The sequence below is a fragment of the Rhodoferax sp. GW822-FHT02D07 genome (genome assembly GCF_058802405.1).
In genome coordinates, this window is sequence record NZ_JBXAOD010000001.1 from 945,712 (window position 1) to 967,756 (window position 22,045).

26 protein-coding genes are annotated in these 22,045 nt (G+C 62.7%); 15 read left to right on the plus strand and 11 right to left on the minus strand.

Annotation, left to right across the window (positions count from 1 at the left end; genetic code table 11):
* Positions 1 to 221: 221 nt before the first annotated feature.
* Positions 222 to 713 (plus strand): GIY-YIG nuclease family protein, encoded by a 492-nt coding sequence (locus AC1RNN_RS04430; RefSeq protein WP_493085656.1) that lies wholly within the window; start codon positions 222 to 224, stop codon positions 711 to 713.
* A gap of 131 nt (positions 714 to 844) precedes the next feature.
* Positions 845 to 1,597 (plus strand): DUF4393 domain-containing protein, encoded by a 753-nt coding sequence (locus AC1RNN_RS04435; protein ID WP_493085654.1) that lies wholly within the window; start codon positions 845 to 847, stop codon positions 1,595 to 1,597.
* Between the two features lie 39 nt (positions 1,598 to 1,636).
* On the opposite strand, the gene AC1RNN_RS04440 is transcribed toward AC1RNN_RS04435, so the two are convergent.
* The 3 genes from AC1RNN_RS04440 to AC1RNN_RS04450 form a co-directional block, all read right to left on the minus strand.
* The gene (locus tag AC1RNN_RS04440) at positions 1,637 to 1,909 is read right to left on the minus strand and encodes a hypothetical protein (RefSeq protein ID WP_493085653.1); all 273 of its coding nucleotides are present in this window, start codon (positions 1,907 to 1,909) and stop codon (positions 1,637 to 1,639) included.
* 203 nt (positions 1,910 to 2,112) lie between these two features.
* Positions 2,113 to 3,174 (minus strand): 5'-nucleotidase, encoded by a 1,062-nt coding sequence (locus AC1RNN_RS04445; protein WP_493085651.1) that lies wholly within the window; start codon positions 3,172 to 3,174, stop codon positions 2,113 to 2,115.
* Positions 3,175 to 3,498: 324 nt separating this feature from the next.
* Positions 3,499 to 4,194, minus strand: coding sequence for a hypothetical protein (locus AC1RNN_RS04450; protein ID WP_493085649.1), 696 nt, complete (start codon positions 4,192 to 4,194; stop codon positions 3,499 to 3,501).
* A gap of 104 nt (positions 4,195 to 4,298) precedes the next feature.
* Between AC1RNN_RS04450 and AC1RNN_RS04455 the strand changes: the two genes are divergently transcribed.
* Together AC1RNN_RS04455 and AC1RNN_RS04460 are read left to right on the plus strand one after the other, a co-directional pair.
* A complete protein-coding gene (locus AC1RNN_RS04455; RefSeq protein WP_493085647.1) occupies positions 4,299 to 4,619 on the plus strand; it encodes a hypothetical protein in 321 nt (106 codons plus the stop codon).
* 88 nt (positions 4,620 to 4,707) lie between these two features.
* Positions 4,708 to 5,310: a DUF4337 domain-containing protein gene (locus tag AC1RNN_RS04460; protein WP_493085646.1), complete on the plus strand. Its 603-nt coding sequence runs from the start codon at positions 4,708 to 4,710 to the stop codon at positions 5,308 to 5,310.
* 21 nt (positions 5,311 to 5,331) lie between these two features.
* On the opposite strand, the gene AC1RNN_RS04465 is transcribed toward AC1RNN_RS04460, so the two are convergent.
* Complete coding sequence (locus AC1RNN_RS04465) at positions 5,332 to 6,261, minus strand: AraC family transcriptional regulator (RefSeq protein WP_493085644.1); 930 nt, start codon at positions 6,259 to 6,261, stop codon at positions 5,332 to 5,334.
* A gap of 95 nt (positions 6,262 to 6,356) precedes the next feature.
* On the opposite strand from AC1RNN_RS04465, the gene AC1RNN_RS04470 reads away from it, so the two are divergent.
* On the plus strand, positions 6,357 to 7,106 hold the full coding sequence (locus tag AC1RNN_RS04470; protein WP_493085642.1) for an SDR family oxidoreductase: 750 nt from the start codon (positions 6,357 to 6,359) through the stop codon (positions 7,104 to 7,106).
* Here the strand turns inward: AC1RNN_RS04470 and AC1RNN_RS04475 are convergent.
* The 6 genes from AC1RNN_RS04475 to AC1RNN_RS04500 all read right to left on the minus strand — a co-directional run bounded on the left by AC1RNN_RS04475 (position 7,103) and on the right by AC1RNN_RS04500 (position 13,509).
* Positions 7,103 to 7,696, minus strand: a complete 594-nt coding sequence (locus tag AC1RNN_RS04475; protein WP_493085640.1) for a chromate transporter — start codon at positions 7,694 to 7,696, stop codon at positions 7,103 to 7,105. The two genes, AC1RNN_RS04470 and AC1RNN_RS04475, sit on opposite strands and share 4 nt — an antisense overlap.
* On the minus strand, positions 7,693 to 8,307 hold the full coding sequence (locus AC1RNN_RS04480; RefSeq protein WP_493085639.1) for a chromate transporter: 615 nt from the start codon (positions 8,305 to 8,307) through the stop codon (positions 7,693 to 7,695). The genes AC1RNN_RS04475 and AC1RNN_RS04480 overlap by 4 nt, the downstream gene beginning before the upstream one ends.
* Before the next feature lie 15 nt (positions 8,308 to 8,322).
* Positions 8,323 to 9,147, minus strand: a complete 825-nt coding sequence (locus tag AC1RNN_RS04485; protein ID WP_493085638.1) for a metal-dependent hydrolase — start codon at positions 9,145 to 9,147, stop codon at positions 8,323 to 8,325.
* Positions 9,144 to 10,055 (minus strand): esterase/lipase family protein, encoded by a 912-nt coding sequence (locus tag AC1RNN_RS04490; protein ID WP_493085636.1) that lies wholly within the window; start codon positions 10,053 to 10,055, stop codon positions 9,144 to 9,146. Before AC1RNN_RS04490 ends, AC1RNN_RS04485 begins: the two co-directional genes overlap by 4 nt.
* A gap of 19 nt (positions 10,056 to 10,074) precedes the next feature.
* Positions 10,075 to 12,234, minus strand: a complete 2,160-nt coding sequence (locus AC1RNN_RS04495) for a 3-hydroxyacyl-CoA dehydrogenase NAD-binding domain-containing protein (protein WP_493085634.1) — start codon at positions 12,232 to 12,234, stop codon at positions 10,075 to 10,077.
* 69 nt (positions 12,235 to 12,303) lie between these two features.
* Positions 12,304 to 13,509 carry an acetyl-CoA C-acetyltransferase gene (locus AC1RNN_RS04500; protein WP_493085632.1) on the minus strand — a complete coding sequence of 402 codons (1,206 nt, stop codon included), beginning with the start codon at positions 13,507 to 13,509 and terminating at the stop codon, positions 12,304 to 12,306.
* Positions 13,510 to 13,632: 123 nt separating this feature from the next.
* Between AC1RNN_RS04500 and AC1RNN_RS04505 the strand changes: the two genes are divergently transcribed.
* Positions 13,633 to 14,796, plus strand: a complete 1,164-nt coding sequence (locus tag AC1RNN_RS04505; protein WP_493085630.1) for an acyl-CoA dehydrogenase family protein — start codon at positions 13,633 to 13,635, stop codon at positions 14,794 to 14,796.
* Positions 14,797 to 14,820: 24 nt separating this feature from the next.
* Here the strand turns inward: AC1RNN_RS04505 and AC1RNN_RS04510 are convergent, their stop codons facing one another.
* A complete protein-coding gene (locus AC1RNN_RS04510) occupies positions 14,821 to 15,369 on the minus strand; it encodes a hypothetical protein (RefSeq protein WP_493085628.1) in 549 nt (182 codons plus the stop codon).
* Positions 15,370 to 15,503: 134 nt separating this feature from the next.
* Between AC1RNN_RS04510 and AC1RNN_RS04515 the strand changes: the two genes are divergently transcribed.
* The 9 genes from AC1RNN_RS04515 (at position 15,504) to AC1RNN_RS04555 (ending at position 22,025) form a co-directional block, all read left to right on the plus strand.
* Positions 15,504 to 15,968, plus strand: a complete 465-nt coding sequence (locus tag AC1RNN_RS04515; RefSeq protein WP_493085627.1) for an SRPBCC family protein — start codon at positions 15,504 to 15,506, stop codon at positions 15,966 to 15,968.
* Between the two features lie 9 nt (positions 15,969 to 15,977).
* Positions 15,978 to 16,583, plus strand: a complete 606-nt coding sequence (locus tag AC1RNN_RS04520) for a hypothetical protein (protein ID WP_493085625.1) — start codon at positions 15,978 to 15,980, stop codon at positions 16,581 to 16,583.
* Positions 16,584 to 16,590: 7 nt separating this feature from the next.
* Entirely contained in the window at positions 16,591 to 16,977 is a 387-nt protein-coding gene (locus AC1RNN_RS04525) for a RidA family protein (protein ID WP_493085623.1), read from the plus strand.
* Positions 16,974 to 17,393: a tol-pal system-associated acyl-CoA thioesterase gene (gene ybgC / locus AC1RNN_RS04530; protein ID WP_493085621.1), complete on the plus strand. Its 420-nt coding sequence runs from the start codon at positions 16,974 to 16,976 to the stop codon at positions 17,391 to 17,393. Before AC1RNN_RS04525 ends, ybgC begins: the two co-directional genes overlap by 4 nt.
* A gap of 171 nt (positions 17,394 to 17,564) precedes the next feature.
* Entirely contained in the window at positions 17,565 to 18,020 is a 456-nt protein-coding gene (locus AC1RNN_RS04535; RefSeq protein ID WP_493085619.1) for a fasciclin domain-containing protein, read from the plus strand.
* Between the two features lie 103 nt (positions 18,021 to 18,123).
* Positions 18,124 to 18,696 (plus strand): chalcone isomerase family protein, encoded by a 573-nt coding sequence (locus tag AC1RNN_RS04540; protein ID WP_493085617.1) that lies wholly within the window; start codon positions 18,124 to 18,126, stop codon positions 18,694 to 18,696.
* A gap of 25 nt (positions 18,697 to 18,721) precedes the next feature.
* A complete protein-coding gene (locus AC1RNN_RS04545; protein ID WP_493085615.1) occupies positions 18,722 to 20,281 on the plus strand; it encodes an FAD-binding domain-containing protein in 1,560 nt (519 codons plus the stop codon).
* Between the two features lie 14 nt (positions 20,282 to 20,295).
* Positions 20,296 to 20,451, plus strand: coding sequence for a DUF2256 domain-containing protein (locus AC1RNN_RS04550; protein WP_493085613.1), 156 nt, complete (start codon positions 20,296 to 20,298; stop codon positions 20,449 to 20,451).
* Positions 20,448 to 22,025 carry a cryptochrome/photolyase family protein gene (locus AC1RNN_RS04555; protein ID WP_493085612.1) on the plus strand — a complete coding sequence of 526 codons (1,578 nt, stop codon included), beginning with the start codon at positions 20,448 to 20,450 and terminating at the stop codon, positions 22,023 to 22,025. Before AC1RNN_RS04550 ends, AC1RNN_RS04555 begins: the two co-directional genes overlap by 4 nt.
* Positions 22,026 to 22,045 lie beyond the last annotated feature (20 nt).

Here is a 22,045-nt window from a genome sequence, read left to right on the forward strand (position 1 = left end):
TTCACCCGAACGGGGGATATTCAGGGCCTGACTGAATCGCCAGAATCGGCGTTGGCAGACTGCGGGGTTTGTCGCTATTTTTATGAGAGCAGCTAGCGCAGGCTGGATATAGGGAAATGCCAGTTTTGTTAGATCACACACCCACTTTATCCGGCAGTGCTTTGCGGTATAAATTACGTTAGGCTCTTCCCGTTGCTGTCGCCTTCTTGTAGCTCAAAACCATGCCTGTCTACTTCATTCGCGATCCAAGCAATGATCAGGTGAAAATCGGTCGAGGAAGAGACGTAAGCAAGCGTCTGCAAAACCTGCAAACAGGAAATCCAACCCAACTTGAACTCATGGGCTGGATCAATGTAAGCAATGACGCCGCGACAGAAAAGCTGTTGCACAGGCAATACCGGGATCAACGCGGATTGGGCGAATGGTTCTTGATCGGCCCAACTGAGGTGCTTCGCGAGCTTCGAAAGGAGAATGGCTTCGTACCGAAGCCTGGCGACTCATTTGAAATCATTGGCTATGGCAGAGATGCAATACCGGAGTACCTCGGAGTCTGTACTTGGAATGACTTCGAAATCTACGAATGCTGCCCTTTCTGTGGTTGCCTTTGCGGCATGCACGAGCAAGAAGAAACGGGCATGCATCACTGCATAAACTGTGATGCATACACAAACTTCGACTTCCTCACTCAGCAGGATTCTCCATGGGACCAATAAACTTCATGCTCGCATCAATCGAAATTGCATCTATCCCCAGCCTAACTGGTTGTTCAACAGGACGTCTCCCAGCTTCGCTGGCAGCCGCCTGTTAACGCGGGTGTTAGGCCTCGCAAAGAACCATGGTGCCCATGAACCCAACAGACAAAGTCACCGAGGCAGCGATCGACACCGCATCGAAGCTTGCCGCAGGCGTGTACTCCGACATCGCTGCCCCTGCCGCTCGACGAGTCGGAACGGCACTGGAAACCCTTTTCAAAGTTGGCCTATCACCAGTTGCTCTCCTTGACTGGGGATTTGAGCAAACTAAGGACTGGCTCTCTCATAAGTTGCGAGAGAGGATTGCGTCGACTCCGCCCGAGTATCAACAGCTTCCCCCTAGTCATATCGCCATCCCACTCGTACTGGCGGTCGCCACGTCAGCCGACAGCGAGAGCCTCAGATCTTTGTACGCTGAACTCCTTATGAAAGCGATGGACAGTAGGACGGTGGAATCGGTTCATCCATCCTACGCAACGGTTCTGAGTCAATTGACTCCACAAGAAGCGCTGGTATTCATGAGCTTCAAGGCGCACATATCTCATTCACTCTTTATCGATAGGCCTCGCCAGCGGAGTCTGGATCGAGACAGAATCGAGGATTTGTTCCACAAGCATTGCCTTGATCTTGGCCTGCCAGAGCCGGCTTCCGATGTTTGGCTTCAGAACATGTTGCGGTTGCGACTCCTGGAACTGAACACGTACACAGACGCCATCTACCGTCGGGCCGACTTTGAGGAACGGGAGCCGTCTGTAGAGACGTACGACGAACGGCACCTCACCGTTACTGACTATGGTCACGCCTTCGCTAATGCGTGCGCGCCAAGCGAACCCAGCGCGGCCTAACCCTTCGTTGGAGGCGACAGCCTACTTGATGGCCAACATTCAAGTGCCAATTAGCAGCCTGTCTGGTACAAAACCGATACCACATTGGCTGCAATAGTAACCATCGACAAATTGCTCCAACGGTGCAGCTTTCAATTTTTCTGGATTGCACTCGTCTACTGCTAGCTGGTCACGTCTTTTGTAGCCTGCCGGCTCTTCATCGGGAAAAAGAACTTTCGGACTTGCTTGCCCAATTAGGAGTGCCTTGGACGTTACGTTAGCATCACTCTTACACTTGGGGCAGCTACTTTCAATAGGTGCGGTGAAGGACATGTTTGATTCAGTAAGTTAGACGCATTGTTGTCGCAATCGGTACACCTGTGAATCAGCCAGCGGGATGGACACGGAGCGTACCACCTGAAAGCAGACTTTGGCGACCAGTCCGCAACTGGCCCCATGAAGCAGGACGCCATGGGTGCTAGTAGCGGCCAACCGACGACTACCGCAATGGGTTAGCTAGAGCGATGAGTTGGGCATCAGACTTTACGCGTCTTGCCTTTCTTCGGTGACTTCGTCTTCGCACGCTTTAGTTTTGACTGTTCGATGGGGTCCGGCGCCTTGCTCGCCGGTACGACCGCGGCCGCTGCTTCGTTCAACGGAGAGTCGGACCTATACGGAACCTTGCCCGAAGGAATGTACTTTGCGGCCGGATCAAGATGGAGATCTTGATCATCAAAGAAGATGTGTGCCTTAAAAGCCTTCACTACTTTCGTCTTCTCTACACCCCCAAGAAAGAATATTTCGTTGACGTAGACACCCCAGTGCCTGAGAGTCTTGATCACCCGCATCTCAGCTGGGGAGTTGCGAGCGGTGACTATCGAAATTCTCACTGGCGAAAACTCAACCCCAAATGGAAGGCGGTGTTGCAGCCTGGAGAGCTTGCGTAGAAGTTGCGCGTACGGACCATCGGACATCGGCTCGTTTTGGCTCTTGTCCTCCTTGTTATGGAACGACTTGAGTCCCTCAAACTTGTAGACGAGCTCGCTGCTGTCATCGAAGAGAACAGCGTCTCCATCAAAGGCAATGCGTACTTGATCCTCTGGCAGAGGCGGCCGATCCTCGGGCGGTTTCTTGACGATAGCGGCAGCGCAGACCTTGCCGTCGATGACCTTCTGCGCATCCGTGACATTGGTGGTCAGAAACAGATCAACATCAAAAGCATCGAGATAGTCGACCACAGACTCTCCGCCGGTGAATGCATGGCGACTGATCGGCAGTTCACGTTGACGAATGTTGTTGAAGACACGAACACCTGTTTCGGGACTGTTGCGCGACATCACAACTACCTCCACGAGTGGTCGCTTGTCTCCATCCGGCTGATACCGATTCAGGCCTAACAGCGAGCGCACCAGCGGCATGCCGGTGCCATCGGCCAGTGACTCGTTCTCATGCTGGAGCATGTACGCGCGGTACTCCACGACCGCGGTCTGCTTGTCTTTGGCGTACTTTGCTCGAAAGACGGTGTCGGCTTCCGTGAGGTCAAAGAGGGCAGTTGCGGAGATGCCAACGACAAGGGTATCTGAGAGATCCAGGGCCATAGGCTTATTCCAGAGGATGAACGTGAAAGTGAACGGACTGGGCGGTTTTTTTACGCTGACCCGATCGACTGAAAGGTTAAGCGTCGTAGACCTCTAACACTGAGCTTAGGTCAGATAAGGTCCATTGAATATCCCCCAAACGGGTGATGCGATTACTGCTTTAGGGCAGACGACACGAACTTTCACTGCCTCGCCATCCCGGTCCAGCACTGAGAACCTCCAATACCCTTTCTCGATCCAAAATTGGCTTCCAGATACCGGACATTAGCCAGCGACCGCCACTGGCCCTTTGAGGACACTATTACTACTGTTCCTCGAGCCATCTCAGTCACAAGTGAAAGCCCGACTGTCGTACCGTCCGTACCATCTGTTGCCAATCGTCATTGTGGCCACGGCAGACTCACTTAACGAATTCTTTTGAAATGCCAACGGGCCTTGCAGCTCAAGAGGATCCTTCGACGCTATGGTCATCTGCGCATCCAAACGGAATGTCTTCCCCTCGTCCAACAGTTTCCAATTCCCAACAGCAACAACCCCCTTTTTGAATTGCTCGTTGATGTCGCAGGGGACATATGCCGTTGCAGAGCCATCCGCTTCAAATTTCCAAACGGGGCCAACCGCGCCAGTCAAGAAATACTCTCGCAACGGTTTTCTAGTTCCGGGCTCATACATCTCGGGACGATAACCAACCTGCCACTCTCCCAGTACTTGGCCTCTCACAGCTTCAAGTGAGATATCCGTACACATTCCAGTCAATGGAATGGAATTTAGAGCACAGAATAAAACCCAGCAGCTGTAAGAAATTCTCATCACGTTTTTCTCTACCTTGAATACTGCCCAATCAGGCGATTTAAAGTCTACTCTCTGGCATGGTTCAGGATGTCCGCCGCCACGGAAAGGTGGGAGGCAGAATACATCACTGCAAAGCATCCATTGCTCTATGCCCACGCCTGGCCCGAATCTGTACGCTGCAATAAAGCCGCCATTCACCGATGTCGGCAGCTGGCCCAACGCTGCCACTCGCCTCAATCCCTTTACAAAGGTTTACCAACCCCCCGTAAACCGCCGCAGCTCTCGCAGGGTTAAGGGCACATGGCAACTTCGCCATGCTTCGAAAAGTCTCTATGTTGAAACAATCTCTCATCGCTACTGCCTTGGTCATCTCTGCATTTGCCGCGTCCGCGCAAGCGCCGGCCGCGAAGCCTGCGGCTCCCGCCGCGACTGCAACTGCTGCCGCTCCGGCTGCGCCCAAGGCCGCTGAGGCGGTGAAGGACACGACCGCTGCTGCCCCCAAGACTGGCGCTGACACCAAAGCTGCCAAGATGGAAGAAGCCAAGGCCAAGCACGAGGCCCGCAAGGCCGCACGCGCAGCCAAGAAGGCCAAGCATGCAGAGGCCAAGGCTGCCAAGGAAGCCGCAGCGCCCGCTGCACCTGCAAAGCAATAAACACCACCCGGCGCGCTGGCCGCGCCTGTGCCCCAAGGCCATCCATTGCGATGGCCTTTTTTCTATTGGACTCTCACGGATACCTCGTATGGAAATAGATCCCATGGACGTTGTGGAAACTGCACAGGAAGCGGCGCGCTCGCGCAAAAGTGCGTGGCTCAATCCCGCAGTCGCAATCACCGTCGCCTTGCTCGCCACCTTCATGGGTATCTGCAAGGTCAAGGACGACAACATCGTGCAGGCCATGCAGCAAGCCCAGGCGGACAAGCTGGACCAATGGCAGTTTTACCAGGCACGCAATATTCGCGAGGAAGTGGCCAAGTCCACACTGGCGCAGCTCAAACTACAGGCTCTGACTGTGGCGCCTGCAGCGCGCGCCGCGTACCAGGAGCAGGTCGAGGTTTACACCAAGATTGCGCAGGACCAGAACGCGAAGAAGGAAGAGCTGAGAACCGCAGCCGAGAAAGACCAGGTGGCGTACGACGCGCTCAACTACCGTGACGACCAGTTTGATCTCTCCGATGCCTTGATCGCGATTGCCATTTCCTTGCTGGCTGTGGCCTCTCTGACAAGCCTGCCGTGGCTGTACCTGTTGGCCTTGCTGCCATCGAGCTTTGGGGTTTGGATGGGGATGGCGGGCCTGGCCGGATGGCATGTGCATCCCGATGCGCTCATCAAGCTGCTCAGTTGACTCTCCTGAGAGGTTGCTAGTTCAGCCCTCAGTCACTTCCGGGCTAGCTCTGGCGTAGCGCCCCGGCGGCACTCCTACCAGCCGCGTGAACGCCACCCCAAATGCACTCACCGAGCCGTAGCCCACGCGCTCGGCAATCTCTGCGATGGGCAGCTCGCGCTGTCGCAACAGCTGTTTGGCCAGGGCCATGCGCCAGGTTTGCAGGTAGTCCGTGGGCGTGACGCCCACGGTGCGGCTGAAGCGGTCGAAGAAGGCGGAGCGGGACATGGCGGCTTCGCGGGCCAGTTGGTCGATGCTCCAGGGGGCGCCGGGTTGTTCGTGCATGCGGCGCAGGGCCAGGGCCAGCTTGGTGTCGGACAGGCCGCGCACCAGGCCCGGCGATGCGGCGGTGCTGGCGCCGGAGCGGAATGCTTCGATCAGCAACACCTCCAGCAGGCGGGCCATCACGATGTCACGCGCAGGGCGGTCGGTGCGGGTCTCGTCGCCCAGCAGCTGCACCAGCGTGGCCAGGCGCGGTTCACCACGCACATGTACCCACTGCGGCAGCAGCGGCACCAGCAGCGCGGCATCGGGCGAACCCAGCACGCAGTTGCCCACCAGCATGCGTACATCCACCGCACCCTCGGGGTCGCCCACGCGGGCGCCGCCGGGCATGGGCGCAATCGCCGTGGTGACGGCTTCGCCCGCGCGGGGTGGCTGCCGGTCCAGGCTGGACGTGGCAAAGCTGCGCGCGGCGGGAATCAGCACAAAGTCGCCCGCGTTCAAGGTGATGGTGTCGCTCTGCGACGGGCCATCCACCGTCAGGTTGCAGCTGCCTTCAAGCACGACGAAGTAGAACGGGCGGCCCAGCTCCGTGCGGCGCACGGCCCAGGGCGCAGACGCCACCACCAGCTTGGAGAAGGGGGCACCCGGCTGCAACAGCGAAACGACTTCTGCGAGTGGATCGACCATATTGGATGATTACTACAAATTTATGGATATTTAAGCATAGTCAGTCCTGTTCTTGGCGCCTATCGTACGGACCTTGTCAAACCAAGGAGTTGTTGATGTCTGCCATTCCCACTGTTCTCATTACCGGTTGCTCGTCGGGCTTTGGCCTGGAAACCGCGTGTTTCTTTCTCGACAAAGGCTGGCGCGTAATCGCCACCATGCGTACACCGCGCGAAGGGGTGTTGCCAGCGTCGGACCGGCTGCGCGTCCTGTCGCTGGACGTGACCGATGCCGACAGCATCCGCCGCTGCGTGGAAGAGGCTGGGCCGATTGATGCGCTGATCAACAACGCGGGCGTGGGCCTGCTGGCGCCGCTGGAAGGCATCACGCTGGCACATGCGCGTGAGATTTTTGAAGCCAACACCTTTGGCACCATGGCCATGACGCAGGCGGTGCTGCCGCAATTCCGGCAACGCGGGGCGGGTGTGGTGGTGAATGTGACGTCCAGCGTGACGCTGAAGCCTTTGCCGCTGCTCTCGGTCTACACCGCCAGTAAGGCAGCAGTGAACGCGTTTACCGAATCACTTGCGCTGGAGCTGCAGCCTTTCGGCGTTCGCGTGCGCCTGGTGCTGCCGGGGCGCGCACCCAGCACCAGCTTTGGCGCCAACGCCCGCCCCCGCATGGAGCAGAGCACGCATGCCGCGTATGCAGACTTCACCCAGCAGGTGTTCGCCGCGGTGCGGGATACGAGCACGCCGGTGACCCACTCACAGGATGTGGCCGAGGCCGTGTGGCGCGCGGTGACGGATCCGGCCGCTCCCATGCGGATTCCTGCAGGGGCGGATGCAGTGGCCTTGGCCGCCTAAATCCAGCCCATCCACCCCGCAATCGCCCCGGCGCCCAGCAACCACAGCAGGTGGATGCGGGTCTTCCAGACCAACAGGGTGCTGACGGCGGTGACGGCCCAGAGGGCGAGGTGGTGGTCTTCGGCCTTGTTGTTGGCGGCCAGGATCCAGCCGGTAGCCACCAGCAGGGCGATGACGATGGGGGCCATGCCTTGCTTGAAGGCGCGCACGGCGCGCAGTTCGCGGTTGCGGTGGCCCCAGCGCGCGGCGGTGAAGGTGAGGATGGAGCTGGGCAGCATGATGCCCAGCATGGCGACCAGCACACCCAGCAGCGCCATGCCCAGTCCATACCAGCCGGTGGCCAGTCCGCCTGCGGCATTGAGCCCGATGTTCCAGCCCAGCAGGGGCACGAAGAGGATGTTGGGGCCCGGCGCAGCCTGGGCCAGTGCGATGCTGGAGGTGAACTGGTCATCGGTGAGCCAGCTGCGCTCCACGACCAGGTAGCGCTGCATGTCGGGTGCCGTGGTAATGGCGCCGCCCACGGCCAGTAGCGACAGCGAGCCAAAGTGCAGGAGCAAGTCCAGCCAGTCGGACAGGTGCATGGTGATCATGGCTTCTCCTTGCGCGCCGCCAGCGCAGCGGCCTTGCCCAGGCACACATAGGCCCACACGCAGCCTGCACCGCCTATGACCAGCAGCACCCAGGCCAGCGGTATGCGCAGAATGGCCACGGCCACAAAGGTGGCGGCCACCACGCCCCAGCAAACCATGGTGCCCATGACATTGCTCTTGAGCGCGCCCACCAGGCGCAGGCCGGCGGCAGCAATCAGCCCGGCAGCCACGGCGCCCATGCCGCGCAGCGCGCCCTGGGCCTGCGGCGTATCGGCCACACCGGCAAAGGCGGCCGCCATGAGCAGTACGATGACCAGGGGAAAGCACAGCATGCCCGCCAGCCCGGCCAGCGCCCCGCGCAGGCCAAAGTAGCGATCACCCAGCATGAGGGAGAGGTTCACCACATTGGGGCCGGGCAAGATCTGGGCGACGGCCCAGTCCTCCACAAACTCTTCGGGCGTGAGCCACTTTTTCTTGTCCACCAGTTCGCGCTGGACCACGGCCAGCACGCCGCCAAAGCCCTGCAGGGCCAGCAGCGAGAAGGCTACAAACAATTCGGTCTTGGTACGGGGGCCGGGGCGGGGAGATTCGGTGGCGGTATCGGGCGGCATGCGGGGCGGGGCAATTTAGGCGGGCTGGCCCACCTCGGTGAATTGGTCCCTATTGTCGCGCAGCCACTGTTCCGATCGCGCGCTGCTCTGTTCACGCGGATGAAAGTCTTCGCGCAGGTAGGCGCGCCACAGCGCCCGGTTGCTGGAAATGATGCCTTGCTGGCCGAACAGAAAGCGCCCCGCACTTCGCCAGGTGCTCCAGCGGAACAGGGCGCCGTCGTGCCAGAGGTTGCGCACTGTCTGGCGCGTCACGTCGGCAAAGAATGTCCAGGTGATGTAGCGGAACAGGCGCAGCCGCCACTCGTGGTTGCCGCCTATGGCGTGGTACACGTCGAACGCGGTGCTGCGGTGTTCGCTTTCCTCCGCGCTGTGCCACAGCCACAGCGTCTTGAGCCGGTCTTCGCTGCCCTCCAGCGCCTCGGGGTGGGCCAGCATCCAGTCGGCAAAGATGGCGGTGAGGTGTTCGGTAGCTGCCGTGGCGGCCACATGGATGCGCACATCGCGGTGGGCGTTGGCCGCCAGACGTTTGGCGGCGCGGCGTTCCAGCGCGTTGTCAAAACCTTGTTGCGTGAGCTGCTGGTTGAACAGGGTGTGGATGCGTCGGTGCGTGGCTTCCTGGCCCACAAAGCCCTGCACCTCGGGCGCGAAGCGCTGTTGCTGCTCCGGGGGCAGGGTCTTGATGCCGGCGCGCACTGAATCGATGAAGTACTGCTCGCCCAGCGGGAAGCTCATGGACAGCGCGTTGAAAAAGGCGGAGCGAAACGCGTCGCCACCGTTCCAGCGCCGCGCAAAAGGGGCGTTCAGGTCGATCAGGAGTTTGCGGACAACAAGCGCAGTCATGCGGGTGCTCCGTTCTGGGCGGGTGGTAGGGCAGCCAGTTCCTGCAGCACCCAGGCGTTCACCGCCGGGTCCAGGCACATCTGCAGGTGGCCTATGCCGGGAAACACGGTGGGCGTGATGCCCGGCAGGGTCTGGGCGCGCTGGGGGAAAACGATATTGTCTTGGGGGGTGATGGCCACGCGCAGCAGGCTGCGCAGGGCATCGTCTTCGCTGGCGGCCAGCGTGGCCAGCCAGGAGCTGTTCCACAGCATTTGCCGGCCGTTGGGCGTACGGGCGCCGCGGGCGAGCTGGGTGCCCTGGTGGGGCGTGCCCAGCGTCAGCACGCGGGCCACGCGCGCAGTGCCATGCTGGCGCATCCAGGCGCGGATGGCCAGGCCGCCCATGCTGTGGCCCACCAGCGCCACCTGACCGTTCGGACTTTGGCCGGTATGCAGCAGCACGGAGGTCACGGCGGTTTCAATGAGGGGGGCATAGTCGTCGATGGAGGCAAACACCGGCTCTAGGTCCACTGCCAGCACGGCATGGCCCTGGGCGCGCAGCTGGGCTGCGGTGCGGTCCCAGATGCGGTGGTTGCACACGTAACCATGCACCAGCACCACGGGCAGGCGCGCCGGCGTGCCTTCGTTGGCTGGCAGAAAGCGTGGGGCGCGGCGCTCCCAGGGCTGGCGCAGCACAAAGAACTCCAGCCCGGCCCGCATCTCGCCCGCCAGCGCCGCCCACCACGGGCGCCAGGGCTCGGGCCCGCGGGAGAGCAGGGCGCTGACCACATCTGCCAGCGGCGGGGTGAGCAGGGGCACGGCCAGCGCCAGCAGCACCATGCCCACACCGCCACCCCACAGCCAGTAGCCCAAGGCGGCGCCCGCCAGGGCTTGGGTCAGCAGGATGCGGCGCAGCAGGCGGGCGAGCATGGGTGGGCTGGGTTTTCGCTTAGTAATGCGGCTGGTGGCGACGCAGTGCCGCCTTCACATCATCACTCACAGCAAAACCCGGGCCAAACTGCGCGGCCAGCTCGGCGGCGCGCTTCTCGAACGCATCAATGCCCATGCCGTAGATGAACTGCAGCGCACCACCCGTCCAGGCCGGGAAGCCGATGCCGAAGATGGAGCCTATGTTGGCGTCGTGCACGCTGGTGAGCACCCCTTCGGCCAAGCAGCGCGCGGTCTCCACCGCCTGGCGGTAGAGCAGGCGGTCTTTCAGGTCGGTGATGTTCCAGGCCGCATCCGCCTTCTCGAACAGGGGCTGGAGCTGGGGCCAGAGGAATTTCTTGGCACCTTTCTCCGTGGGGTACTCGTAAAAGCCCGCACCACCGGCGCGGCCGGGGCGCTCATGTTTGCGCACCATCTGCTCCACCACCAGCTCGCCCGGTGTCGCGGTGTAGGTCTTGCCCTCGGCCTCAAAGTCTTTCCGGGTCTGTTCCATCACATGCAGGCTCAGCGTTAGCGCGGTTTCGTCCAGCACCGCCAGTGGGCCCACGGGCATGCCGCACTGGATGCCGGCATTCTCGATGGCCGCCGCGGGAATGCCTTCACCCAGCATGGCTGCGCCTTCCATCACAAAGGTGCCAAACACGCGGCTAGTAAAGAAGCCGCGCGAATCGTTCACCACGATGGGGAACTTGCCCAGGGCCTGCACATAGTCGTAGGCGCGCGCCACAGTTTCATCGTCCGTCTGCTTGCCCTTGATGATTTCCACCAGCTTCATCTTGTCCACCGGGCTGAAGAAGTGGATGCCGATGAACTTGCTGGCATCGCGGCTGGCCGTGGCCAGGCCGGTGATGGGCAGGGTGGAGGTGTTGGAGGCGAAGAAGCCGCCGGGCGCGAGCAGCGGCTCGGCCTCTTGCGTCACGCGGGCCTTGAGTTCTCGGTTCTCAAACACGGCTTCGATGATGAGGTCGCAGCCCTGCAGGTCGGCCGCGCTGCCGGTGGGGTGGATCAGGTCGAGGATGGCCTGCTGCGCTTCGGGCTTCATGCGGCCCTTGTCCACGCGGGCTTGCGTGATCTTGGCGCTGTAGCTCTTGCCCAGGTCGGCCTTCTCCTGGCTCACGTCCTTCAGCACCGTGGCAATGCCTTTGGCAGCTTGCGAATACGCAATGCCCGCACCCATCATGCCCGCGCCCAGCAGGCCTACCTTGGCGGGTTTGTACTTGGGCACACCGGCCGGGCGACTCTGGCCGCTCTTGATGGCGTTGAGGTTGAAGAAGAAGGTGTTGATCATGGCCTTGGCCTGTGGGCCGGACATGAGCTTGGCGAGGTAGCGGCTCTCGATGCGCAGCGCGGTCTCGATGTCCACCTGCAGACCTTCGACCATGCAGGCGATGATGGCTTCGGGCGCAGGGTAGAGGCCGCGGGTATTCTTTTTGATGACGGCCGGCGCAATGGGCAGCATGCCCGCCACGGCGGGCGAGGAGGGCAGGCCGCCAGGCACCTTGTAGCCCTTGGCTTCCCAAGGGTGCTGGGCGTTGGGGTTGGCGGCGATCCACGCCAGGGCCTTGGCTTTCATCTCTGCGGCTGCATCGGGCCCGGGCGCCACCAGCTCGTGCACGAGGCCCAAGCCCTTGGCCTGGCTGGGGCTGAAGGTCTTGCCTTCCACCAGGTAGGGCTGCGCACCCATCAGGCCCAGGTGGCGGGTCATCTTGGTCACGCCGCTGGCGCCTGGCAGCAGGCCCAGCGTCACCTCGGGCAGGCCGAACTGGGTTTTCTTGTCGTCCACGGCAATGCGGTAGTGGCCCACCAGCGCCACCTCCCAGCCGCCGCCCAGCGCCGTGCCGTTGAGCAGGCTGACGACCGGTTTGCCCAGGGTCTCGATGGTGCGGAAGTTCTTCTTCACGCGCTCGATCTCTTCAAAGATGCGCGGCGCGTCGACCGGTGTGAGGCGCATGGCGGCCTTGAGGTCGGCGCCGGCAAAGAAGGTGCTCTTGGCGGACGCCAGCAGGACGCCGGTGATGCTGTCCTTGTCCTGCAGCACGCGGGCGGCCACGGCGTCCATGTCTTCCTGCCACTGCAGGCACATGGTGTTGACGGGAGAGTCCGGCTCGTCGAAGGTGATGGTGGCGATACCGGCGTCCAGGGAATAGCGGATGGTTTTCATGGAAGGTGCCTGCTATGAAATGAGGAGCTGCTTGCGCAATAAGTACGGGGGCTAGAGGCCTGAAACGCCTTAAACCCGCTCGACGATGGTGGCAATGCCCATGCCGCCGCCCACGCACAGCGTGGCCAGGCCGTAGCGCAGCTTGCGGCGGTGCAGCTCGTCGATCAGCGTGCCCAGAATCATGGCGCCCGTGGCGCCCAGCGGGTGGCCCATGGCGATGGCGCCGCCGTTCACGTTCACCTTGTCGTGCGGCACCTTCATCTCCTTCATGAAGCGCATCACCACCGCGGCAAAGGCTTCGTTTACCTCAAACAGGTCAATGTCATCCACCGTCAGCCCCGCTTTGGCCAGGGCCTTGCGCGTGGCGGGCATGGGGCCGGTGAGCATGATGGTGGGGTCGGCACCGCTGAGCGCCGTGGCCACGATGCGGGCCCGTGGTGTCAGGCCATGCGCCTTGGCGGCGGCCTCGTTGCCGATCAGCACGGCGGCGGCGCCATCCACAATGCCCGAGGAGTTGCCGGCGTGATGCACATGGTGGATGCGTTCTACCTGCGGGTAACGCGTGAGCGCCACGGCGTCAAAGCCCATGCCGCCCATGTCGGAGAACGCGGGCTTGAGCCCGGCGAGGCCTTCCAGCGTGGTACCGGGCTTGATGAACTCGTCGCGCGCCAGAATGGTCTGGCCCAGCGCGTCCTTCACGGGGCGCACCGATGCGTCGAAGTAACCCGCCGCCTGCGCCTTGGTGGCGCGGCGTTGCGATTCCATCGCGTAGGCATCCACATCAGCGCGCGTAAAGCCCTCCAGCGTGGCAATCAAATCCGCGCCAATGCCCTGCGGCACAAAGGCGGTTTGCGAATTAGTCTCGGGGTCCATGGCCCAGGCGCCGCCGTCGGAGCCAATCGGCACGCGGCTCATGCTCTCCACGCCGCCGGCCACCACCAGGTCTTCCCAGCCCGAGCGCACTTTTTGCGCGCCCATGTTCACGGCCTCCAGGCCCGAGGCGCAGAAGCGGTTGATCTGCACGCCCGCAGCCTGGAAGTCCCAGCCCGCCTTGAGTGCAGCCACTTTGGGGATGACCGAACCCTGATCGCCCACGGGCGAAACCACGCCCATCACCACGTCGTCCACACGCGCCGTGTCAAAGCCGTTGCGCTGCTGCAGCTCGGTCAGCAGGCCGGCCAGCAGGGTGACGGGTTTGACCTCGTGCAGGCTGCCGTCTTTCTTGCCCTTGCCGCGCGGGGTGCGGATGGCGTCAAACACAAATGCTTCGCTCATGGGTGTCTCCTCGGGTTGTTCGGGCGCAGGTCAGGGCCTGCCCTGATGAGTCGATTTGCAGTATATTCTTTTTACCAAGCAAGTGCTTTGTAAAAATAATGTCACACGACCCGAGGAAACCCCATGATTGAACGCAGCCTGTTTTCCAGCGACCACGAAGCCTTCCGCGACAGCTTCCGCAAGTTTGTGGAGAAGGAGATCACTCCCTTCCATGCCGATTGGGAGGAGCAGGGCTATGTGGCGCGCGAGGTGTGGAACAAGGCCGGCGAGAACGGCTTTCTGTGCATGTCCATGCCCGAGGCCTATGGCGGCTCGGAGGCAGACAAGCTGTATTCGGTGGTGCAGATGGAAGAGCTGGCGCGCGCCGGCACCACAGGCATAGGCTTTGGCCTGCACAGCGAAATCGTGGCGCCCTACATCCTGCACTACGGCACCGAAGAGCAGAAGGCCCGCTACCTGCCCCGGCTTGCCAGCGGCGAGATGGTGGGCGCCATCGCCATGAGCGAGCCCGCCGCAGGCTCGGACCTGCAGGGCATCAAGGCCACGGCGCTGGAGCAGGCCGACGGCAGCTATGTGCTCAATGGCAGCAAGACTTTCATCACCAACGGCTGGCATGCGGACCTCGTCATCGTGGTAGCCAAGACCAACCCGGCGGCCGGCGGCAAGGGCACCAGCCTGATGCTGGTGGAGCGCGGCATGCCGGGCTTCAGCGTGGGCAAGCGCCTCAAGAAGGTGGGCATGAAGGCGCAGGACACGTCGGAGCTGTTCTTCGACAACGTGAAACTGGGCCCGGAGCAGTTGCTGGGCGGCGAGGCCTGGAAGAACAAGGGCTTCATCTGCCTGATGCAGGAGCTGCCCTGGGAGCGGCTGCAGATCGCCATTGGCGCCGTGGCCGCAGCCCAGGCCGCCATTGACTGGACGGTGGACTATGTGAAAGAGCGCAAGGTGTTTGGCGCGCCGGTGGCTGCCTTCCAGAACACGCGCTTCACCCTGGCGGAGCTGCAGACCGAGGTGCAGGTGGCGCGCGTGTTTGTGGACAAATGCTGCGAGTTGATCTGCCAGGAGAAGCTGGACACCGCCACGGCCAGCATGGCCAAGTACTGGACGACCGACCTGCAATGCAAGGTGATGGACGAATGCGTGCAGCTGTTTGGCGGCTACGGCTACATGTGGGAATACCCCATCGCCCGCGCCTACGCCGATGCACGCGTGCAGCGCATCTACGGCGGCACCAACGAAATCATGAAAGAAGTGATCACGCGCGCCATGGGCCTGGGCGCGAAGTAGCTAGGCCCACGGAGGCGCGGGGATTCAGGCCTGCGTCGTTTGCGCCTGTTTGCGGGCCTTGCGCGCCTCGGCGTCGGAGTTGGCTTCGGGTTTGAGCGTCTTGATGGCGCTACCCAGGCTGGCGCCGTCCACCATGCGGGTCTTGAGGTCTGCGAAGGGAATGCCCAGGTTCTTGCTGACATGGACCGCGGCGACAAATTGGCCCAGATTCTTGAAGCCGTCAGCGGCCTTGGTCATGTCGGTGCCCGGTGGCAGCAGCTTGGCCAGCTTGTCCGAGAGTTGGGGTTTGGCCGCCAGCTGTTGGGACGGCGTCTTGGTGGTGCTGCCGTCCTTGGCGTGTTCTGCCTTGTCGTGACCTGTGTTGCTGTGGTCCGGCTTGGCATGTTCGGTCTTGCTGCTGCCGCCCTGGCTGGTCGAGGAGTGTTCGCTGCGGCTGCTGTTACTGCTGTTGCCCCCTCCGCCACCACCTCCACCGCCGCCGCCCCCACCACCGTGCGAGCCGCCGGCCAGGGCGGGGAGTGTCAGCGCCAGCGCGGCGCCGGCGATGCAGAGGGTTTTGCTCAGGGTATGCATGGTGTGTCTTCAACGGGTCATGTGATGGGTTCATTATGGAAATATCCCGTGCGCCCACAAGTGTGAAGATGTAAACAATGCAACAGCCGCCAGACCCTGCGGCTACACTGCGGCGACATTTTCTGGAGCCCCGCATGACCGCTGCTGCTGCCCACGCCCTGACCCTGGAACGTACCCTGCCGGTGCCGCGCGCGGCCGTCTGGCGCTGCTGGACAGAGCCCGCGCTGCTGGTGCAGTGGTTTTGCCCCAAACCCTGGGGCGTGAGCCAAGCGGTGGTGGATTTGCGCAGCGGCGGCCGCTTCTTCACCCACATGGTGGGCCCCAATGGCGAGCAGGCGCCCAATGAAGGCGTGTTTCTGGAGGTGGTGCCGGGCAGCAAGCTGGTGTTTACCGATGCCTTCCACAGTGGCTGGGTGCCAGCCAAGCCTTTCATGGTGGGCGAGATCACGCTGACCGACACGCCCGAGGGCCACACCCGCTACGTCGCCCGCGCCCTGCACTGGAGCGCCGAAGACCTGGCCCAGCACGAGGCCATGGGCTTTCACCAGGGCTGGGGCATTGCCGCCGACCAGTTGCTCGCGCTGGCGCAAACCCTGTAGGTTGTGGCCATGTCCACCTTCCTGTCCCGCAGCCTCACTGCCCTGGCGCTCTGCATTGCTGCCAGCATGGCCTTGGCCCAGTCCGGGCCGTTGCGCTTGCGTGGCGTGTTGCAGCAGGTCAGCGCCAGTTCCATCACGCTGAAGGACCGCAGTGGCGAGGTGGTGGAGCTGGCTTTGCCGGCTGATTTGGTGGTCTCAGAGGTCTACCCGATTGCACTGGCCGACATCCAGCCCGGTAGCTTCATCGGCACCGCTGCCGTGCCGCAGGCCGATGGCACGCAGCGCGCCATTGCGGTGACCGTGTTCCCCGAATCGGCGCGCGGCGCGGGCGAAGGGCACCGGCCCTTTGACCTGCTGCCCCAGAGCACGATGACCAATGCCACGGTGGATCAGGTCATGGCCAGCGCGTCCGGCCGCACCTTGCGGCTCAAGTACAAGGACGGCGAGAAAACCATCGTGGTGCCGCTTGAGGCGCCGATTGTCACTTTCCGCCCTGGCGACCGCAGCCTGCTGGTGCCCGGCGCCAGCGTCTCGCTCTCGGCCCAGGCCGTGAACGGCGTGCCTACCGCGCTGCGCATCAGCGCGGGGCGCAACGGGTTTGCCCTGCCTTACTGATTCATCCATGCCCAAGTCCGTCGTCCCATCCCAACTCTTTGAACCCATAGGCCCCTACAGCCACGCCGTCGTCGCAGGCGGACAAATCTTCATCTCGGGCACGCCCGGCGTCGATCCCAAGACCGGGCAACTGGCCGGCGCAGATGCCTACCTGCAGACCCGGCAGATACTGGAGAACTTCCAGTCCATGCTCGCATCCGCACAAGCAACGCTGGAAGACATCGCCCACATCCAGGTCAACCTGGTGAACGTGGCCGACTTTGCGGAGATGAATCGCGCCTACGCCGAGTTCTTTGCGCAGCCCTATCCTGCGCGGACCGTCATCGGCATTGCGGCGTTGCCCAAGCCCGGTGCGCTGCTCACGATGAATGCTGTTGCGGTGCCCAAGGCATGACTGGAGCCAAGCCCCAGAAGCCGCCATTCCTCTGGCCCGTCCGTGTGTACTGGGAAGACACCGATGCGGGCGGCGTCGTGTTCTACGCCAACTATCTGAAGTTCTTCGAGCGGGCCCGTACCGAATGGCTGCGTGCCGCCGGCCTGGGCCAGCAAGCGCTGCGGGACGTGACTGGGGCCATGTTCGTAGTGGCCGAAGTCCAGATGCGCTACCTGGCACCGGCCAAGCTGGACGATCTCTTGCGCGTGAGCGTGGTGGTCGTGGAACAGGGCGCCGCCAGCATGGTGCTGGACCAGCAAGCCTGGCGGGACGACACACTGCTTGCCGAGGGCCGTATCCGTATTGGCTGTGTCCACAGCCAGACCCTCAAGCCGCGGCGCATCCCCGCCATGGCCTTGCAGGCCATTCAGGCCTGATCTCCGCTTCCCCGTCTCTTTAAAGGCCTGGTTCACCCACCCGGTTATCCGTGGTGAACTTATTTGGTCAGAAAAATACCGTTTAGTTCAAATGGTTACTATTGGGTATGTATATTTCTCTTGCGCCACATTTTTGGTGCGTCAGTTGATCTAACCGTCATGGAGATTTCGATGAAAAAGTTTTTGATTGCCTCTGTCATGTCCCTGGGTCTGGCCCTTTCTGCGCAGGCCAAGGACATTGTGGATACCGCTGTCGGCGCCGGCAGCTTCAACACCCTGGCTGCCGCCCTGGGAGCCGCGGGCCTCGTGGACACGCTCAAGGGACCCGGCCCGTTCACGGTGTTCGCACCCACGGATGAGGCCTTTGCCAAGATCCCCAAGGCTGACTTGGAAGCCCTGCTCAAAGACAAGGCCAAGCTCACCGCCATCCTCACTTACCACGTGGTACCCGGCAAGGTCATGGCCGCCGATGTGCGCGCCGGCAAGGTGAAGACCGTGCAGGGCGGCGAACTGACTGTGGCCACCAGCGGTGGTGTCATGGTGGACAACGCCAAGGTCGTCAAGACCGATATCGTGGCCGACAACGGCGTGATCCACGTGATCGACACCGTCGTGATTCCGCGATAAACCGCGCTACCCGAGCAGGTGCCCAGGATTGCAACGCAGTCCTGGGCTTTTGTGTTTTATCTACCGGGCCTGGCCCCTGACGACCATGACTCCATTGCACCGTATGCTGTTCCTTGTTGGGGCTCCCCGTTTGCTGGCGGGGGCCTTGCTTCTGGGGCTGGCGCCCTTTGCCAGTGCCCAGTCACCCGCGCCGCGTCCGGCAGTTGCGTCGCCGGCAGAGCTGGCCCCCTATGGCAGCGGCTGGCAAGCCAAGGGCAATGGCGTACTCCGGTTCTTTGGCATCAAGGCCTACGACGCCACACTTTGGCTGCCCGGAGCGGAAGCCGCTTTCAGCTTCGCCAAACCCTTTGCACTCGACATTCGTTATGCAGTGAGCGTGAAGGGGCGGGATATCTCGAACACCTCCCTCATCGAACTGCAACGCATCAGTACATCGTCGCCCGAGCAAATCCTGGCGTGGTCCAAGTGGATGGAAGCCACCTTTGTGGATGTGAAGGCGGGGGACCAACTCATTGGCGTGCACCTGCCGGGCGAGGGCGCGCGGTTCTTCCTGAATGGCAAGCTCTTGGGCGAGTCGGCAGACCCGGCCTTCAGCGAGGCTTTTTTCAAGATCTGGCTGGACCCCAAGACCAAGCGCCCTGAGCTGCGCACCGCACTTTTGGGAGCGGGCCAGTAACTCTGGCACCAAGAGCGCCCTTGCCATGACCCAGACACCACCGGCCCTGGTCTGGTTCAAGCGCGACTTGCGCGTGCACGACCATGCGCCGCTGGTGGCGGCGCAGCGCAGCGGCCCGGTGCTGGGCCTCTTCATCATCGAGCCCGAATGGCTGCACAGCCCTGAGTGCGATGCGCAGCACGTGGACTTTGCGTTGCGCAGCCTGCATGAGTTGCGCGAAGCGCTGGCAGCGCGCGGAATGCCGCTGCTGGTGCGCGTAGGCTCGGCAGTGCCAGTGTTGGCGCAGTTGCACGCTGAGCTGGGCTTTGGCCAGCTGCTGAGCCACGAAGAAACCGGCCCGGGCTGGAGTTATGTGCGCGACGTGCAGGTGGGCCAGTGGTGCCAGGCGCAGCAGGTGCGGTGGCAGGAGTTCACCCAGACCGGCGTGGTGCGCCGTCTGCGCAGCCGCAGCGGCTGGGCAGGGCGCTGGCAGGCGCGTATGGACGCGCCCCTGCACCTGCTGCAAGGCGGCTTTATTGCAGCCGCGCCGCTGGACCAGCCGGCGCTGCCCACCCTGGCAGAGCTGGGCTTGGCCCCCCACGGCCGGCAGCTGCAGCGGGCCGGTGAGAAGGCCGCGCGGCGCACCCTGCAAACCTTTTTGGCCGAGCGCGGCTACGACTACCGCAAGGCGCTCTCCAGCCCGCTCAGCGCGCAAGACGGTTGCAGCCGCCTTAGCCCGCATCTGGCCTTTGGCACCGTGTCTTTGCGCACCGTGCACCAAGCCACCGAAGTCACCATTGCCAATACCCCGGATCGCACACTCGCGCACGCTTTGCGTGGCTTTGCCGGCCGGCTGCGCTGGCACTGCCACTTCATGCAGAAGCTGGAAGACCAGCCGGACATTGAGTTCCAGAACTTTGCCCGCGTGTGCGACGGCCTGCGCGAGGACGATTTCAACCACGAGCACTTTGCCGCCTGGTGCGAAGGCCGCACGGGCTACCCCATGGTGGACGCATGCATGCGCTCCCTGCGCGCCACCGGCTGGCTGAACTTTCGCATGCGCGCCATGCTGGTGAGCTTTGCCAGCTACCACCTGTGGCTGCACTGGCGTGGGCCCGGCCTGTTTTTGGCGCGGCAGTTTCTCGACTTTGAGCCCGGCATCCACTGGAGCCAGATGCAGATGCAAAGCGGCACCACCGGCATCAACACCCTGCGCATGTATTCGCCCACCAAACAGGCGCACGATCAGGACCCCGAAGGCCTGTTCATCCGCCACTGGGTGCCAGAGCTGGCCCGCGTGCCCTTGCCCTACCTGACCCAGCCTTGGACCATGCACGCCAGCATTCAGCGCATGGCTGGCTGCACCATCGGGCACGATTACCCGGCCCCCATCGTCGAGGAAAAACAAGCCCTGAAAGCCGCCAAAGACCGCATGTACGGCCTGCGCCAAACACCGGCTGCGCGCGAAGAAGCCGGCGAGGTGCAGGCGCGCCACGGCTCGCGCAAAAGTGGTCTGCCCCAGACCGGCAATCGCCGCCCCGCCAAGCCCAAGCGCAGCGCCCGGGCGGCACAGGAGCCATCGGCCCAGGGCGACCTGTTTACCTGAAGGCACCCGCGTTCATGAAAAACGACAACAAAGGCTTCAAGGGCAACAAGCAGTCCCTGCCCAGCAAGCTGTGCGCCGTGTGCGGCCGCACTATGACCTGGCGCAAGGCCTGGGCCAAGAACTGGGAGTCGGTGCGCTACTGCTCCGACGCCTGCCGGAGCAAGAAATGAGCGCGTTCGCCCCTGAGCATGAGGCCCCCATGCCTAAGGCCGTGCGCCACCTCGTCATCGTGCTGGGTGACCAGTTGGATGCGGAGTCTTCTGCATTCGATGGCTTTGATGCCACGCAGGATGTGGTGTGGATGGCCGAGGTGGCCGAAGAGTCCACACACGTCTGGTCGGCCAAGCAGCGCACCGCCGTTTTTTTGAGCGCCATGCGCCACTTTGCGGCAGAGCTGCGTGAGCGCGGCCTGCCCGTGCACTACACCGCGCTAGGCGATGCCAACAACCCCGGGACACTGGCGGCCGCGCTGCAGCAGGCCATTGCCGTGCTGCAGCCAGCGGGCTTGGTGCTCACCGCGCCGGGCGATTGGCGCGTGCTGCAGAGCCTGCGCGCGGTGGCCGCCCAGCATTCGTTGCCGCTAGACCTGCGCGACGACACGCACTTCTTCAGCACCGTGCGCGAGTTCGCCGCCCACGCCCAAAGCCGCAAGCAACTGCGGCTGGAATACTGGTACCGCGAACTGCGGCAGAAGCACGGCATCCTGATGGAGGGCAGGGCGCCCATAGGCGGGCAGTGGAACTTTGATGCCGACAACCGCGAATCCTTTGGCAAGGCCGGACCGCAGCAGGTGCCGCCGCCCACACGCTTTGCGCCAGACGCTATCACGCAAGAGGTCATCGATCTCGTCAATACCCGCTTTGCCAGCCACCCCGGCACGCTGCACAGCTTTGGCTGGCCCGTAACACGCGCGCAGGCGCTGCAGGCCTTGCAGGCTTTCATCACCGAGCGGCTGCCGCTGTTTGGCCAGTATGAAGATGCCATGTGGGCGGGCGAGGCTTGGCTCTACCACTCGCACCTGAGTAGCGCGCTCAACCTCAAGCTGCTGAACCCGCGCGAAGTGGTGCAGGCGGCAGAGGCGGCCTACCACGCGGGGCGTGCGCCCATCGCAGCGGTGGAGGGCTTTGTCCGGCAGATATTGGGCTGGCGCGAATACGTGCGCGGCGTGTACTGGACGCAGATGCCTCGCTATCTGGAGCACAACGCGCTGGACGCGCAGGCCGACTTGCCCGCCTGGTACTGGACGGGCGATACCGACATGGCCTGCCTCAAAGACGCCATCACCCAAACCTTGAAACATGGCTACGCCCACCACATCCAGCGCCTGATGGTGACCGGGCTCTACGCGCTGCTGCTGGGCGTGCGGCCGCAGGCGGTGCACCAGTGGTACTTGGCCGTATATGTGGATGCGGTGGAATGGGTGGAGCTGCCCAACACGCTGGGCATGAGCCAGTTTGTCGACGGCGGGCTGATGACCAGCAAGCCCTATGTCGCCAGCGGCAAGTACATCCAGCGCATGGGCAACCACTGCCAGGGCTGCCGCTTTGACCCGGCCCAATCCACCGGCCCCAAGGCCTGCCCCTTCACCACCTTGTACTGGGACTTTTTGATTCGCCACGAAGCCCTGCTCAAGCCCAACGCCCGCATGGCCATGCAGCTCAAAAACCTGGCCCGGCTGGATGCGCCCGCGCGCGACGCCATCCAGCAGCAGGCGATCCAACACCGGTCAGCGCAGGGTGTATAAGTATTAAATCGGGTTCTAGC

Bases quoted from the DNA above. Each gene is read 5' to 3' on its own strand.
- AC1RNN_RS04505 (WP_493085630.1), top strand. From the start codon at position 13,633: ATGATTGAACGCAGCCTGTTTTCCAGCGACCACGAAGCCTTCCGCGAC.
- AC1RNN_RS04525 (WP_493085623.1), top strand. From the start codon at position 16,591: ATGCCCAAGTCCGTCGTCCCATCCCAACTCTTTGAACCCATAGGCCCC.
- AC1RNN_RS04535 (WP_493085619.1), top strand. From the start codon at position 17,565: ATGAAAAAGTTTTTGATTGCCTCTGTCATGTCCCTGGGTCTGGCCCTT.
- AC1RNN_RS04465 (WP_493085644.1), bottom strand. From the start codon at position 6,261: ATGGTCGATCCACTCGCAGAAGTCGTTTCGCTGTTGCAGCCGGGTGCC.
- AC1RNN_RS04475 (WP_493085640.1), bottom strand. From the start codon at position 7,696: ATGATCACCATGCACCTGTCCGACTGGCTGGACTTGCTCCTGCACTTT.
- AC1RNN_RS04555 (WP_493085612.1), top strand. From the start codon at position 20,448: ATGAGCGCGTTCGCCCCTGAGCATGAGGCCCCCATGCCTAAGGCCGTG.
- AC1RNN_RS04490 (WP_493085636.1), bottom strand. From the start codon at position 10,055: ATGCTCGCCCGCCTGCTGCGCCGCATCCTGCTGACCCAAGCCCTGGCG.
- AC1RNN_RS04480 (WP_493085639.1), bottom strand. From the start codon at position 8,307: ATGCCGCCCGATACCGCCACCGAATCTCCCCGCCCCGGCCCCCGTACC.
- AC1RNN_RS04520 (WP_493085625.1), top strand. From the start codon at position 15,978: ATGTCCACCTTCCTGTCCCGCAGCCTCACTGCCCTGGCGCTCTGCATT.
- AC1RNN_RS04455 (WP_493085647.1), top strand. From the start codon at position 4,299: ATGTTGAAACAATCTCTCATCGCTACTGCCTTGGTCATCTCTGCATTT.
- AC1RNN_RS04515 (WP_493085627.1), top strand. From the start codon at position 15,504: ATGACCGCTGCTGCTGCCCACGCCCTGACCCTGGAACGTACCCTGCCG.
- AC1RNN_RS04440 (WP_493085653.1), bottom strand. From the start codon at position 1,909: ATGTCCTTCACCGCACCTATTGAAAGTAGCTGCCCCAAGTGTAAGAGT.
- ybgC (WP_493085621.1), top strand. From the start codon at position 16,974: ATGACTGGAGCCAAGCCCCAGAAGCCGCCATTCCTCTGGCCCGTCCGT.
- AC1RNN_RS04550 (WP_493085613.1), top strand. From the start codon at position 20,296: ATGAAAAACGACAACAAAGGCTTCAAGGGCAACAAGCAGTCCCTGCCC.
- AC1RNN_RS04470 (WP_493085642.1), top strand. From the start codon at position 6,357: ATGTCTGCCATTCCCACTGTTCTCATTACCGGTTGCTCGTCGGGCTTT.
- AC1RNN_RS04485 (WP_493085638.1), bottom strand. From the start codon at position 9,147: ATGACTGCGCTTGTTGTCCGCAAACTCCTGATCGACCTGAACGCCCCT.
- AC1RNN_RS04445 (WP_493085651.1), bottom strand. From the start codon at position 3,174: ATGGCCCTGGATCTCTCAGATACCCTTGTCGTTGGCATCTCCGCAACT.
- AC1RNN_RS04435 (WP_493085654.1), top strand. From the start codon at position 845: ATGAACCCAACAGACAAAGTCACCGAGGCAGCGATCGACACCGCATCG.
- AC1RNN_RS04460 (WP_493085646.1), top strand. From the start codon at position 4,708: ATGGAAATAGATCCCATGGACGTTGTGGAAACTGCACAGGAAGCGGCG.
- AC1RNN_RS04540 (WP_493085617.1), top strand. From the start codon at position 18,124: ATGCTGTTCCTTGTTGGGGCTCCCCGTTTGCTGGCGGGGGCCTTGCTT.
- AC1RNN_RS04510 (WP_493085628.1), bottom strand. From the start codon at position 15,369: ATGCATACCCTGAGCAAAACCCTCTGCATCGCCGGCGCCGCGCTGGCG.
- AC1RNN_RS04495 (WP_493085634.1), bottom strand. From the start codon at position 12,234: ATGAAAACCATCCGCTATTCCCTGGACGCCGGTATCGCCACCATCACC.
- AC1RNN_RS04545 (WP_493085615.1), top strand. From the start codon at position 18,722: ATGACCCAGACACCACCGGCCCTGGTCTGGTTCAAGCGCGACTTGCGC.
- AC1RNN_RS04430 (WP_493085656.1), top strand. From the start codon at position 222: ATGCCTGTCTACTTCATTCGCGATCCAAGCAATGATCAGGTGAAAATC.
- AC1RNN_RS04500 (WP_493085632.1), bottom strand. From the start codon at position 13,509: ATGAGCGAAGCATTTGTGTTTGACGCCATCCGCACCCCGCGCGGCAAG.